We start from the raw sequence: 13,118 nt of genomic DNA, 5'->3' as shown, positions 1-13,118 counted from the left end.
AAACGTTTTAGAAAATAAATAGGGCTGTCGCCGGAAGGCAACGGCTAGATGCCTTCCCAATAAAAAATCAGGCAGCCTGCGGCTCGAGTTTGCTGTCGCGATGCTCGATTGCCAGCGGAATGGCTTGGGCGTCCGTAATGGCTTGGGAGTCCATAATCGAGCGCCAGGTAATGAGTTCGAACGTGCCGTCCTCATGCTCGGCGATCGCCGTGCAGCTCTCCACCCAGTCGCCGGTGTTGATGTAGCGCACGCCGTCCAAATCCTCGATTACGGCATGATGGATATGGCCGCAGATGACGCCGTCGGCACCGCTCTTGCGGGCTTCCTCGGCCACCACACGCTGAAACTCTCCGATGAAGTTCACGGCATGCTTTACCTGCAGCTTCGCCCAGGCGGAGAAGGACCAATAGGGCATGCCCATCCGGCGCCGGATGGCGGCCAGCACGATATTGATGCGGATCGCCGTGTCATAGGCCCAGTCGCCGAGATAGGCGAGCAGCCGCGCGTTGCGCACGACGACGTCGAATTCGTCTCCATGAAGGATGAGGTACTTCTTGCCGTCGGCCCCATCGTGCATCATGCGCTCGGCCACTTCGATGCCACCGAAATGCATGCCGGGGAAGTCGCGCAGGAATTCGTCGTGATTGCCTGGAATATAGACGACTCGCGTGCCCTTGCGCGCCTTGCGCAGCAGCTTCTGCACCACGTCGTTGCAGACCTGCGGCCAGTACCAGCTCCGCTTCAGCCGCCAGCCGTCGACGATGTCGCCGATGAGAAATATCGTATCGGCTTCGTGATACCGAAGGAAATCGATGAGAAAGTCTGCCTTCGCCGCCTTGGAGCCGAGATGCACATCGGAAATGAAGAGAGTACGGAAGTGTCGGGTATCCATAGTGTCTTTCACAGGCGTCCTGCCCGCCCCCATCGTTCATCTGGTCTTCCAAAATCAGACTCGTGTTTCAGGAAGATGACAGGAAGGCACATTGTCGCGCCTGCGCGATTTCCACGTCGATGCCGAAATTCTGACTGGCCCGCTCAGCCGATTGTTGTATGGAGGAGTCTCGGAAAAGTGTAAGTGCGGCAGTGGAGACGGCAATGGATCATCAGGAAAAATCCAAGACGGACAAAAATGAAACGGGCGGAAACCTCGACGAACAGGCGCTTTTCTTCCACCGTTATCCCCGTCCCGGCAAACTCGAAATTCAGGCGACCAAGCCGCTCGGCAATCAGCGCGACCTCGCGCTTGCCTATTCCCCGGGCGTCGCAGCACCCTGCCTTGCGATCCGCGACAATCCGGAAACCGCTGCCGATTACACCTCGCGCGCCAATCTGGTTGCCGTTATCTCCAATGGCACCGCCGTTCTCGGCCTCGGGAATATCGGCCCGCTCGCTTCCAAGCCGGTGATGGAAGGCAAGGCGGTTCTCTTCAAGAAGTTTGCCGGCATCGACGTGTTCGACATCGAAATCGACGCGTCCACCGTCGACCAGATGGTTTCCACCGTATCCTCGCTCGAACCGACCTTCGGCGGCATCAACCTCGAGGACATCAAGGCGCCGGAATGCTTCGAGGTCGAGCGCCAGCTTCGCGAGAAGATGAATATTCCCGTCTTCCATGACGACCAGCACGGCACAGCGATCATCGTTGCGGCGGCGGTCCTGAACGGTCTGGAACTGGCCGGCAAGAAGATCGGGGATGTGAAGATCGTCACCTCGGGCGCGGGTGCCGCGGCGCTCGCCTGCCTCAATCTTCTGGTCGAACTCGGTGCCAAGAAGAAGAACATCTGGGTCCACGACATCGAGGGACTGGTCTATGACGGCCGCAACGTGCTGATGGACGAGTGGAAGGAGGTCTATGCCCAGAAGACCGACAAGCGCGTGCTCGCCGACAGCATCGGCGGCGCCGACGTCTTCCTTGGCCTTTCTGCAGCCGGCGTCTTGAAACCGGAACTGCTCGCGCAGATGGCCGAGAAGCCGCTCATCATGGCGCTCGCGAACCCGACGCCCGAAATCATGCCGGAGCTTGCGCGTGCAGCCCGCCCCGACGCGATGATCTGCACCGGCCGGTCCGACTTCCCGAACCAGGTGAACAATGTCCTCTGCTTCCCCTACATCTTCCGCGGCGCGCTCGATTGCGGCGCCACGGCCATCAACGAACAGATGAAGATGGCGGCCGTCAAGGCGATCGCCGGCCTCGCCCGCGAGGAAGTATCGGACGTCGCCGCCCGCGCCTATTCCGGCGAGACGCCGGTCTTTGGTCCGGATTACCTCATCCCCTCGCCCTTCGATCCACGTCTCATCCTGCGCATCGCCCCGGCTGTCGCCAAAGCCGCCGCCGAGACCGGCGTTGCGTCGCGGCCGATCGCCGATTTCGACGCCTATCTCGATCAGCTGAACCGTTTCGTCTGGCGCTCAGGCTTCGTCATGAAGCCTATCTTCACGAGCGCCAAGGCTGCCGACAAGAAGCGCGTCATTTTCGCGGAAGGCGAAGACGAGCGTGTCCTGCGTGCGGCCCAGGTCCTGCTGGAAGAAAAGATCGGCGAGCCGATCCTGATCGGCCGCCCCTCCGTTATCGAGGCGCGCCTGAAGCGCTTCGGCATCCGCATTCGCCCGAATGTCGATTTCGCCGTGGTGAACCCCGAAGACGACCCGCGGTACCGCGACTATGTCGACGACTACTTCGCCCTCGTCGGCCGTGCGGGCATCAATCCGGAGGCCGCCCGCACCATCGTGCGCACCAACACCACCGTCATCGGCGCCTTGTCGGTGAAGCGCGGCGAGGCCGATGCCCTCATCTGCGGCGTCGAGGGCCGGTTCGACCGCCATCTCAAGGACGTAGGCCAGATCATCGGCAGGCGGCCAGGGGTCTGCACCTTTGCCGGCCTCAGCCTGCTGATCACCCAGAAGGGACCGGTGTTCTTCGCCGACACTTTCGTGAAATACAATCCGACGCATGATGAGATCGCCGAGATCGCCGTTCTCGCGGCCGAGGAAGTTCGCCGCTTCGGCATAACGCCGAAGGCCGCATTGATCTGTCATTCGAATTTCGGCTCCCGCGATTCCGAGAGCGCCCGCAAGATGCGCGATGCCCTGCAGCTCGTGCGCGAGCGCGCCCCGGAACTGGAGGTTGACGGTGAAATGCAAGGCGGCTCGGCGCTATCGGAAACGCTGCGCAAGCGCGCCATGCCGAATAGCGCCCTTACCGGTGAAGCCAATCTCCTGCTCTTCCCGAACCTCGATGCTGCCAACATTTCGCTCGGCATCGTCCGCACGATGATGGATGCGCTTCATGTCGGCCCGATTCTGCTTGGAACCGCGCAGCCGGCGCATATCCTGTCGACTTCGGTCACCTCGCGCGGCGTCGTGAACATGGCCGCTCTTGCGGTCGTCGAAGCTTCGCAGCCCGCATAAGTTGCTGCCAAACGGGAAAATGCGTTAGAATCCGTCGGCAGCCTGTTAACGGAAACAGGCTAGAAAGGGATAAGCGGCGAATGCTCCGCCGCGTACCGGCCTGGCTTGCTAGCGGGATGATACCGTGAAACGTCGAAACCTGACCCTTGCGCTTCTGTTTGCCTTCGCAGCTCCTGCGGCCGCGCAGACGAATGCGATCTGCCAGGACCTGCGCGCCCGCCTCGCCAATCTGCCGGAAATCACGACCAACAGCCGAGAGCTCAACCACCACTACGCCAGCGCAATTGCCGAGCAGAATCTCGAACTGCGCGATGTCCGCGAAGACATGCGCAGGTACGGCTGCTCTGTCGACAGCATGGTGGTAATCGGCGGCGAGAATGCGGACTACTGCAGCGAATTGGAGCAGGCCGAAGCGCGCATGGTCGACAACATCCAGTATCTGCAGAACCGCCGCAACGACCTGCCCGAACGGGAAGGCGTGGACGATCGCGGACGCCGGGAGCTGATCGCGGCGCTTGAAGACAATGGCTGCAATGAGGTCGAGGAATATTGGCCCGACGATCAAGCCTATGCCCCCGCGCCGAGCCCCGAGGAGCAGGCAATGCGCAGCGACACGTTCATCCCGCTCGGTGGCGGCGAACATGGCGACATGCAATACGGCGTGCCGCGCGGCGAGCCGATGGCGCAAGTCACCACCATGTGCGTGCGCACCTGCGACGGCGGCTTTTTCCCGATCACCACGAACGCAACCTCGGTCGATTTCGGACGCGACGCTGCGACATGCTCGAAAATGTGCCCGGGCATTGAAACCGAACTCTTCTACCAGGACATCGCGAACCCCGACGCCGCCAACATGATCTCGGCGTCGACCGGCGCGCCCTACAGCGCCATGCCGAATGCCTTCGCCTACAAGAAGCGCGCCCCTGGCGAAAAGTCGACCTGCTCTTGCAATCTGTCGGCCTATTACGACAACATCCGCAAGAACCAGGCGATCAGCCAGCCGCCGGAAAAAGGCTCGATCACCACTATCCGGACGAAGCCGCCGGCGACCGCCGCCGCGACCCCGGAACCGGCGCCGCAACCCTCAGTGCCGGATCGCCCCTACGATCCCGCAAACAACAAGGTCCGTCAGGTCGGTCCGCAGTTCCTGGCTGGCGATCAGGGTGCGATCGACCTCAAGAAGCCCGCAACGCCTGGCGCGCAGCCGCAACAGAACTGACAGGCGCTAGCGGTTGCCCCACCGGTCGGAAAAGATCAGTTCTTCTAGAGGTAAGCGCTGCCGCCAGCCTTTCACGGCGAGCTCCGGCTCCACGTAAAGCTCGTCGAAGTAACCCGCGCACAGCCACGCGATGACTTCGATATGGGGCGGGATACCGAGTATCTCCTTCAGGTCGCTCTCGTGGAAAATGCTCACCCAGCCGATACCGACGCCCTCCGCTCGAGCCGCAAGCCACAGGTTCTGGACCGCGCAGACCGTCGAGTAGGCATCCATGCGTGGATTGTGGGTGCGTCCGAGCACCACGCTGCCGCCGCGTGTCGGATCGCAGGTGACGCAGATACCGAGCGGCGCCCGCAAAATGCCTTCGAGCTTCAACGAGCGGTATTTGTCGCGGCGCTCCCCGTCGAACATCTCCGCCGCCTCGCGGTTTGCGCGGTCGAAGGCTTGCCACACCTGTTGCCTGATGGCCGGATCGCGCACCAGAATGAAGTTCCAGGGCTGCATGAAGCCGACGGAGGGCGCGTGGTGCGCTGCCTCCAGCAGCCGTCGCACAACATCGTCGGGCAAGGGATCGGGCAGAAACTGATCGCGCACGTCGCGCCGGGTCATGATCGCCCGATAAACCGCATCGCGTTCTTCACTGTCAAAGGCAGACGCGCCCGCAAGCGCGCCGTCATTCAAGGGTCGCATCGTCAAATCCCCAACAACGCAACCGCCCGCCGTCCGCGCGGGTCAGTCTATCCTGTCAGGCCGGTCTTCTGACTTGGCTTCACCCGCCTGCCGCAGCCTTCCCGGCCCGAAAGCCAGTGGCAGTTTTGCAGCAAGCGTCAGCCTTACAGCGTTGGGCACGTTCCGGTCTCACACCGGATTCCCGATTCTCCTGCTTGAAGCAGGCACCTGACAGGAGTCTCTATCTCCCGGATTGCTGTCCCGATCAAGCCACCGGGAAATATCGCACATAGGCAAACTCGTCACCTTCCGGTGACCAGCACGGCACATTGATCGTGCCCTGCCCGCCGAAGAGTTCGAAAAGCGTGGTCAGGTTGCCGCCATCCATGTCCATCAGCCGCAACCGCACATGAAGATCGCGCGGATGGTCGAAGACATCAGGATCGTAGGACAGGATCAGCACCTTGTCGTTCTTGGGCGACGGATGCGCAAACCAGTTGCCGTAATTGTCATGCGTCACCTGTTGGAGACCCGTTCCATCCGGATGGATGCGCCAGATCTGCATGAGCCCGGTACGGCTGGAGTTGAAATAGATCCACTGTCCGTCGGCCGACCAGTCGGGGCCGTCATTGCGCCCCTCGCCATGCGTCAGGCGCGTTTCCTCGCGACCATCTACGGCAATCGTGTAGATGTCGAAAACCTGGTCGCGGATGCCGCAATAAGCGACATGCCGGCCATCGGGCGACCAGCCGTGCCAGTAGGAGGGCAGGTTCTGCGTGACCTGACGCGGCGTGCCGCCGGCCGCAGGCAGGACGTAGATGCATGACTTGCCGTATTCCGTCTTGTCCGAAATGGCGATCATCGTGCCATCCGCAGAGATGCCGTGATCATTGTTGCAGGCAACTGCAAAACCGGTATCGACCTTCTCCAGCCCGCCGGCTCCATCCGGCCGCAGCCGGTAAAGAAGCCCATCGCCATTGACCAGCAGGTAGCCGCCATCCGGCGAAAAATTCGGCGCCTCGATCAGCTGCTCCGTTTGAAAGACAACCCGGCTTTCGCCGGTGCGGATGTTGTAGATCTCGACCGAACTGCGCATCGATCCTCCCGGATTCTTGTTACCGATCTCGGAACCGGTTGGTGATCGGATAGCGGCGATCACGTCCGAAATTCTTCTTGGTGATCTTCACGCCCGGAGCCGATTGGCGGCGCTTGTATTCGGCGAGATAGAGCAGATGCTCGATGCGGTGGATGGTCTCGACGTCGTGCCCGCGCGCGACGATCTCCCTCACCGCCATCTCCTTCTCCACGAGGCATTCGAGAATGTCGTCGAGCACCGGATAAGGCGGCAGCGAATCCTGGTCCGTCTGGTCGGGACGAAGCTCGGCGGACGGCGCCTTGTCGATGATGTTCTGCGGAATCACCACACCCGAAGGACCCAGCGCATCCGGCGGCACATGGCTGTTGCGCCAGCGCGCCAGCGCATAGACCTGCATCTTGTAGAGGTCCTTGATCGGGTTGAAACCGCCGTTCATGTCGCCATAGAGCGTCGCATAGCCGACCGACATTTCCGACTTGTTGCCGGTCGTGACGACCATCGAGCCGAACTTGTTGGAGATCGCCATCAGGATCGTGCCACGCGCACGGCTCTGCAGGTTTTCCTCGGTGATGCCGCTATCCGTACCTTCGAAGAGTTCCGACAGCGCTGCGGTAAAGCCCTTCACGGGCTCCTCGATCGGCACGATGTCGTAGCGGCAACCAAGCGCCCTGGCGCAATCCGCTGCATCCTTCAGCGAATCGGCGGAGGTGTAGCGGTAAGGCAGCATGACCGTGCGGACGCGCTCCTCGCCGAGCGCATCGACGGCAATCGCCGCGCAGATGGCCGAGTCGATGCCGCCCGACAGGCCAAGCACGACGTTCTTGAAGCCGTTCTTGTTCACATAGTCGCGAAAACCGAGCAGGCAGGCACGGTAATCAGCCTCGTCGAGCTCGGGAATGCGCGACATCGGGCCCTCGGTGCAATGCCAGCCGTCCTCGCCGCGCCTCCAGGTCGTGACTGCCAATGCCGTTTCGAACTGGCTCATCTGGAAGGCGAGCGTCTTGTCGCCATTGAATGCGAAGCTCGCGCCGTCGAAGACGAGCTCGTCCTGGCCGCCGAGCTGATTGGCGAAGATCAGCGGCAGGCCTGTTTCGATCACCTGCTTCAGCGCCACCTGATGGCGCACGTCGACCTTGCCGCGATAGTAGGGCGAGCCGTTCGGGACGAGCAGGATTTCGGCGCCGCTTTCGGCGAGCGTTTCGCACACGCCGAGATCGTTCCAGATCTCCTCGCAGATCGGCACGCCGAGACGCACGCCGCGGAAATTGACCGGTCCCGGCATCGTTCCTTCCGAAAAGACGCGCTTTTCGTCGAATTCACCGTAGTTCGGCAGGTCGACCTTGTCCCGCAGTACCAGGATCTTGCCACCGTCGAGAACCGCGATGGAATTGTGCCGCCCCGTCTCGCCCTGCCGCGGGAAGCCGACGATGACACCCGGCCCGCCGTCCGCGGTGTCGGCCGCGAGGTCTTCGACCGCCTTCTGGCAGGCTCTCAAGAATGCCGGTTTCAGCACGAGATCTTCCGGCGGATAGCCGGAAATGAAAAGCTCCGTCAAAAGCAAGAGATGCGCGCCCTGGCGGGCCGCGTCGGCGCGTGCTTCGCGAGCTTTCGCAAGGTTTCCGGCCACATCCCCGACCGTCGGGTTCAACTGGGCAACGGCGATGTGGAGCGTATTCAAAGGCGCGTTTTCCTGTGTCATGTCATTCATTTAGCGCGCACCGGCTGCCGCTGCAATCGCCGTGCCGTGAAAAGCGGCCGACTCAGTCAGGCAAAAAAGCGAAACCATCGCGGAACGTCAGGGCACCAGCAGGGTTCATCTACCGTTCATGACGGACATGTGACATTGAGATGAAGCTTTTATGACATTGGAGTCTGACGTTGATCGCGTTGGTATTGAAGTCCGCGCAGGCACGAAGAGTTGCTGGTTTCGGGTCGAGCGTGCAATCTCCCACGGCACGCGCGGCGATCGGCATAGCATTTTCCCTATCCGTTGCCCTACTCAGCACGATTAGCGTCGAATGGATCGCGCGCGGCACGCTCATCGATGTCGGCGAATTCCTGACATCGACAGCCCGGCCCGGCATGACCACGGTCGCCATGCTGGCGATCGTGATGCTGACCCTCGATGCCGCATTTGGACGACGCTACCAGTCCGTGTTCATCCTGGTACCGCTTATCGTGATCCCTGCTTTCGTCTCCAATCAGAAGCAGCACTTTCTCTCCGATCCGTTCTATCCGTCGGACGTGCTCTTCACCCGGCAGATCATGGAGTTGCTGCCGGTGATGGTGCGCGACAGACCGTGGATGGCCGTAGCGCTCGTTATCGGCCTTGCGCTCTCCGTTGCGGGTCTCTTCCTGACATGGCGTTATGCCTGGCGTAACTTCCCGAAGCTCTCCACGCAGGCGCGCTTGCGCCGCCTCTGCCTCGGGGTGCCTGTCATCGCCGCCTTCTGCTCGCTGATGGACTACTCGCAGTATTCCTACATCCGCGACCGCCTGCAGGTCGTGCCGATCATGTGGGACCAGAAGGAGAACTACCGTACCAACGGCTTCATCCTGGCCTTCCTCTTCAATGTTCCGATGGCGGATGTCGCCGTCCCGGCCGGTCTCAACGCCGAGGCGCTCGACGCGATCCCGGCGCGCAACTTCGGCTATCTGGCCGGCCCGCGGGAAAAGCCTGATGTCATCATGCTGATGAGCGAGTCCTTCTGGGACCCCACGCGGCTCACGAAGGTCGGCTTCAGCGCCGATCCGATGCCGAACGTGCGTGCCTCACAATCCGGCCACGTCTTCTCCCCGGAATTCGGCGGCATGACCGCCAATGTCGAGTTTGAGGCACTGACCGGCTTTTCGAACGCCTTCCTGCCCTATGGCAGCATCCCCTATCAGCAGTATCTCCGCCACGACGTCCCGTCACTTGCGACTTTCTTCCGCGGGCAAGGCTACACGGCGCGGGCACTGCATCCCTACAGCGGCTGGTTCTGGAACCGCAATCAGGTTTACAAGGATTTCGGTTTCGAGGAATTCCGCACCGAAGAGACGATGCCGCCGATGGAAAAGCGCGGCCTCTTTGCCTCCGACGACTCCCTGATGAAGGAGATCATTCGCGAAGGCGACGGCCTCGATCAGCCATTCTTCTTCTTCGCGGTCACCTTGCAGGGACATGGGCCCTATGAGCCGGGCCGCTATGCGCGCAACACGATCGAGATCCGGGGAAACATCCCCGACGCCGACCGCGCGACGCTTGCGACCTATACGCAGGGCGTGAAAGAAGCTGACGACAGTCTGAAGAAGCTGATGGACTGGGCGTCGAAGCGAAATCGCGAAACGATCATCGTCCTCTGGGGCGACCATCTGCCACCACTCGGCAACACCTACATGAGCGCCGGCTACATGCCGGATATGGTGGCCACGCGCAGGGCTTCGCTCGACGTCATGAAGCGCGAACATGAAACGCCGCTGGTCATCTGGTCCAACAGGAAAGGCGTCAAGGAGAATGTCGGCACGATCAGCCCCTCGCTGATCCCCTATAATCTCCTCAAGTTCGCCGGTTTCGAGCACCCCTTCTACACAGGCCTCCTCGGGCGCGTGCAGAAGAAATACAACATCATAGACCGCTACCAGCTCGCGACGCGTGACAACAAGGTGACGCCGGACTGGGTGCTCGATCAGAAGAAGCTCGATCCGCTGGTGCGCGACTACCGCTACCTGCAGCACGACATCATGTTCGGCAAGGCGCGGACGCTGGAGCGTTTCTTCCCGCAGTACGACCTGCTAGCAAGCAGGGGCTCGTGACGGTCTGAAACCGGCCGCATTGCAATTTGGCCACGGGATATAATACTGGCTCCGAAACGCTCACGTCTCGGAGCCAGAGCTATGCATAATTTCTCGGATTTCGTTCACCTGCATTTCGACAAGCCAATCGAGGACCTCGGCGATATCGAAAAGCGAATTCTCAAGAGGGCGCACGAGCGCAAGATCATCTCGACGGATGTCAACGCGGTTATTGCGGCTGAGGCATCTTTCGGGGAACGCGTCGCCGACGGCATCGCAAGGGTCGGCGGCTCATGGTCCTTCATCATCTGCTTCCTCGCCTTCCTGGCGATCTGGACCGTGATCAACACGATCATTCTCGTGACGGGCGCCTTTGATCCCTACCCCTTCGTCTTCCTGAACCTGATTCTTTCCATGCTCGCCGCCATCCAGGCGCCGATCATCATGATGTCGCAGAACCGGCAAGCCGAGCGCGACCGCTTCGAGGCGGCCAAGGATTACGAGGTGAACCTCAAGTCCGAATTGGAGGTTCTGTCGCTGCACCAGAAGATCGACATGCGCGTTCTGACCGAGATCGCCGCGTTGCGGGAAGACGTCCAGCACCTGTACGCTGCCCTGGCGGCGAAAGGGGCTTGAACTACTCGACCCTGGCTGGCGAGGCTCAATCCTCCGGCAGTGTGAAGACCGCGCAGGGCTCGGCAATGCCGCGCAACAAGTGCTCGCCCAAGGGAATCAACGCCGTTGTCGTCTCTGCGGCAACCGCGCCGGAGATGAGTACACTGCGGCCAAGGGGCCTGCACAGCCCTTCGAGCCGGCTCACCAGGTTGACGGCGGGACCGATGGCGGTGAAATCCAGCCGGTCGGCCGCGCCGATATTGCCCCAAAGCATCTCCCCGAAATGCAGGGCCGCGCCAAAGGGCAGCGGCGGCAGTCCCTGCGCCTGCCGTGTCGCATCGAGATGGGCCATGCCGGCGCGGGCGGCGGCGACCGCGCGCAGCGCCGCTTCGCACGCGTCGCCTGGAACGCCGGTGACAGGGAAGATCGCCAGCACGCCGTCTCCGATGAACTTCAACACCTCACCCCCGAACGCGTGCACCGCCCCGGTGACGCGCTCGAACCAGGCGTCGAGGGCAGCAATCATTGCCGCCGGCTCCGTCGCCTCGGACAAGGCGGTGAAGTCGCGCAGATCGGCACAGAGCAGCACGGCGTGGATGGTCTCTCCAGTGCCGCGGCCCAGCGCGCCGGCCTGCACGCGGGCGGCGCTGCGCCGGCCGAGATAGGCCTCGAGCAGCGTTGCCAGTTCCGACCGCGCGGCCAAGGCGGCCAAGGGCGCTGCTGCAAAACGCGCAACCTGGCGCAGCCGGCGGACCTCGGCGGCGGCGAATGGCTGGGCTCCGGCCCAGCCCAGCATGGGACTGTTCGGCGCCGGCCCGACTATCTCCTCCTGCACTTGCCCAAGTCCGGCAAGCCAGTCGCGTCCGGCCTGGCTGGACGGACCGTCGCTAAAACCCAGCGCCTCGATCACCGCCCCGTTCTCCGCCCGCCACAGCCAGGTCCGTCGGGCGATGATCGGATGCGGTACCGCGAGCGTCAGGGCTCCAGCGGCGAGCGGCAGGCCGTCGGCCAGCAGGCGGCCGCCAAGTTCGGCAAGGAACCGATCAGGGCCAGGCGAGGCACCGGCCTCGTCGACCAGCCAGGCAAGGGGCGCGGGCAGATCCATGCCGGAGATCATGCCACCGCGGACGTTGGCTGTCATCCGTCAGCGTAAGGGGCGCCCCTCGAAAGGCATCGGCTCGGGTACCGCGAGTTCAGGAGCGGAGATCAGTCATATCTGCCATGCATGGGATCCGGACCGGGATCGCGCCCGGCTGCGACCTCGGTCAGCCGCTTGAGGTAATGCGCCCAGCCTTCCGCATGGCCAGCGCATTGCGCGGCATTGGGCAGGCCGGTATGGGTCAAGCGCAGCAGCGTTCCGTCCGGCTGCTCAACGAGGTCGATCTCGACCAGACTCGATCCCGGCGGCACGATCTCGCTGCCGTCCCAGCCGAAGCTATAGGCCAGCCGGTGCACCGGCACCACCTCGCGAAATGAACCGCGGGCAAAGCGAGCGCCGGTGACGTTGACGAGATAAAGCCCCCCGGGCTGCGGCTCAACCTGGGCTTCCGTTCCCATCCAGCGCAAGATCTTCTCCGGATCGGTCAAAAGGGCAAACACCGCGGCCGGCGGCGCCGGAATATGCGTCTCGCGGCGAACGACAAGGGCCTCTTGCATCGGTCTCTCCTGTGGTTGTCATGGACCGCCCCGTCGGAGGCAAGGATGGACGGCACGTTACCCGGCGGCATCTAGGCGGAAGCTCTTCCTCAACAAGGGCATCCCAAGCGCCTACCGTGGTAACAAGGAACATTCGCCGGCAAGCTTAACCCCGGACATCGACAAGACGGGAGTGACAAGTGTGACGGGATTACGATGGAATCACCGGCACCGCTGCGATCGCCGCTCAGATACCCTTGGCGTATTGCGGCACGTCATCGTTGATCTGGTAGAAGTCAGCCTTGTCGGCACAATAGATGTGATAGCCGAAGGCAAGCCCGCTCGGCTGGTCGAAGGCGCCCGCCATGACGGACACCATCGGCGATCCCTTTCTCTGCCAGAACAGAGCCGAGCCGCAGTTGACGCAGAAGCCGCGTTCGGCGGTCTCGCTCGACCGGTACCAGCGGATCGCGCTTTCGCCTTCGATCGTGAGGCCGTCGAGCGGCACGTCGCACGATGCATAGTAGAGTCCCGTCTGCCGCCGGCACTGCGAGCAATGACAGCCGACCACCGGTCCGGGTTCGTTCCTGCTTCGAAACCTCACCGCCCCGCAGCCGCAGCCACCCGTATAGTCCTTCGCCATGCAAGCCCCCGTTTCTCGATAGACGGCAAGACTGGCGGCTGCCTGAGGCTGCGTCAAAT

General features: G+C 62.3%; 11 protein-coding genes and 1 riboswitch. Of the genes, 4 read left to right on the top strand and 7 right to left on the bottom strand.

Annotation, left to right across the window (positions count from 1 at the left end):
• Positions 1 to 67: 67 nt before the first annotated feature.
• Positions 68 to 925 carry a UDP-2,3-diacylglucosamine diphosphatase gene (locus HGP14_RS17335; RefSeq protein WP_409527084.1) on the bottom strand — a complete coding sequence of 286 codons (858 nt, stop codon included), beginning with the start codon at positions 923 to 925 and terminating at the stop codon, positions 68 to 70.
• Positions 926 to 1,095: 170 nt separating this feature from the next.
• Here HGP14_RS17335 and HGP14_RS17330 point away from each other — a divergent pair, with 170 nt between their 5' ends.
• The gene (locus HGP14_RS17330; protein WP_168831096.1) at positions 1,096 to 3,408 is read left to right on the top strand and encodes an NADP-dependent malic enzyme; all 2,313 of its coding nucleotides are present in this window, start codon (positions 1,096 to 1,098) and stop codon (positions 3,406 to 3,408) included.
• A gap of 124 nt (positions 3,409 to 3,532) precedes the next feature.
• The gene (locus HGP14_RS17325) at positions 3,533 to 4,627 is read left to right on the top strand and encodes a DUF2865 domain-containing protein (protein WP_168831095.1); all 1,095 of its coding nucleotides are present in this window, start codon (positions 3,533 to 3,535) and stop codon (positions 4,625 to 4,627) included.
• A gap of 6 nt (positions 4,628 to 4,633) precedes the next feature.
• Here the strand turns inward: HGP14_RS17325 and bluB are convergent, their stop codons facing one another.
• The 3 genes from bluB to HGP14_RS17310 form a co-directional block, all read right to left on the bottom strand.
• The gene (gene bluB / locus HGP14_RS17320) at positions 4,634 to 5,317 is read right to left on the bottom strand and encodes a 5,6-dimethylbenzimidazole synthase (RefSeq protein ID WP_168831094.1); all 684 of its coding nucleotides are present in this window, start codon (positions 5,315 to 5,317) and stop codon (positions 4,634 to 4,636) included.
• Positions 5,318 to 5,357: 40 nt separating this feature from the next.
• A riboswitch (cobalamin riboswitch) is annotated at positions 5,358 to 5,543 on the bottom strand.
• 18 nt (positions 5,544 to 5,561) lie between these two features.
• Positions 5,562 to 6,392 carry a TolB family protein gene (locus HGP14_RS17315; RefSeq protein WP_168831093.1) on the bottom strand — a complete coding sequence of 277 codons (831 nt, stop codon included), beginning with the start codon at positions 6,390 to 6,392 and terminating at the stop codon, positions 5,562 to 5,564.
• Between the two features lie 19 nt (positions 6,393 to 6,411).
• The gene (locus tag HGP14_RS17310; RefSeq protein ID WP_168831296.1) at positions 6,412 to 8,091 is read right to left on the bottom strand and encodes an NAD+ synthase; all 1,680 of its coding nucleotides are present in this window, start codon (positions 8,089 to 8,091) and stop codon (positions 6,412 to 6,414) included.
• Positions 8,092 to 8,264: 173 nt separating this feature from the next.
• On the opposite strand from HGP14_RS17310, the gene HGP14_RS17305 reads away from it, so the two are divergent.
• Positions 8,265 to 10,187, top strand: coding sequence for an LTA synthase family protein (locus HGP14_RS17305; protein ID WP_409527086.1), 1,923 nt, complete (start codon positions 8,265 to 8,267; stop codon positions 10,185 to 10,187).
• 81 nt (positions 10,188 to 10,268) lie between these two features.
• Positions 10,269 to 10,802, top strand: coding sequence for a DUF1003 domain-containing protein (locus HGP14_RS17300; protein WP_168831091.1), 534 nt, complete (start codon positions 10,269 to 10,271; stop codon positions 10,800 to 10,802).
• 25 nt (positions 10,803 to 10,827) lie between these two features.
• Here the strand turns inward: HGP14_RS17300 and HGP14_RS17295 are convergent, their stop codons facing one another.
• The 3 genes from HGP14_RS17295 to HGP14_RS17285 all read right to left on the bottom strand — a co-directional run bounded on the left by HGP14_RS17295 (position 10,828) and on the right by HGP14_RS17285 (position 13,059).
• Positions 10,828 to 11,886, bottom strand: a complete 1,059-nt coding sequence (locus HGP14_RS17295; RefSeq protein WP_168831295.1) for an adenylate/guanylate cyclase domain-containing protein — start codon at positions 11,884 to 11,886, stop codon at positions 10,828 to 10,830.
• Between the two features lie 101 nt (positions 11,887 to 11,987).
• On the bottom strand, positions 11,988 to 12,437 hold the full coding sequence (locus tag HGP14_RS17290) for an SRPBCC domain-containing protein (RefSeq protein ID WP_168831090.1): 450 nt from the start codon (positions 12,435 to 12,437) through the stop codon (positions 11,988 to 11,990).
• A 226-nt stretch (positions 12,438 to 12,663) separates the two neighbouring features.
• A complete protein-coding gene (locus tag HGP14_RS17285) occupies positions 12,664 to 13,059 on the bottom strand; it encodes a GFA family protein (RefSeq protein ID WP_168831089.1) in 396 nt (131 codons plus the stop codon).
• Between the last annotated feature and the right edge of the window lie 59 nt (positions 13,060 to 13,118).

Origin of the sequence: Rhizobium sp. P32RR-XVIII, from assembly GCF_012641395.1 — a bacterium.
GTDB lineage: Bacteria > Pseudomonadota > Alphaproteobacteria > Rhizobiales > Rhizobiaceae > Rhizobium.
The sequence above is the reverse complement of the archived record's forward strand: the minus strand, read 5'-3'. Positions and strand labels throughout refer to the sequence as shown.

Excerpts from the sequence above, each read along its gene's own strand:
- HGP14_RS17290 (WP_168831090.1), bottom strand. The coding sequence starts at position 12,437 with ATGCAAGAGGCCCTTGTCGTTCGCCGCGAGACGCATATTCCGGCGCCG.
- HGP14_RS17335 (WP_409527084.1), bottom strand. The coding sequence starts at position 925 with ATGGGGGCGGGCAGGACGCCTGTGAAAGACACTATGGATACCCGACAC.
- HGP14_RS17300 (WP_168831091.1), top strand. The coding sequence starts at position 10,269 with ATGCATAATTTCTCGGATTTCGTTCACCTGCATTTCGACAAGCCAATC.
- HGP14_RS17295 (WP_168831295.1), bottom strand. The coding sequence starts at position 11,886 with ATGGATCTGCCCGCGCCCCTTGCCTGGCTGGTCGACGAGGCCGGTGCC.
- HGP14_RS17315 (WP_168831093.1), bottom strand. The coding sequence starts at position 6,392 with ATGCGCAGTTCGGTCGAGATCTACAACATCCGCACCGGCGAAAGCCGG.
- HGP14_RS17310 (WP_168831296.1), bottom strand. The coding sequence starts at position 8,091 with ATGACACAGGAAAACGCGCCTTTGAATACGCTCCACATCGCCGTTGCC.
- bluB (WP_168831094.1), bottom strand. The coding sequence starts at position 5,317 with ATGCGACCCTTGAATGACGGCGCGCTTGCGGGCGCGTCTGCCTTTGAC.
- HGP14_RS17330 (WP_168831096.1), top strand. The coding sequence starts at position 1,096 with ATGGATCATCAGGAAAAATCCAAGACGGACAAAAATGAAACGGGCGGA.
- HGP14_RS17285 (WP_168831089.1), bottom strand. The coding sequence starts at position 13,059 with ATGGCGAAGGACTATACGGGTGGCTGCGGCTGCGGGGCGGTGAGGTTT.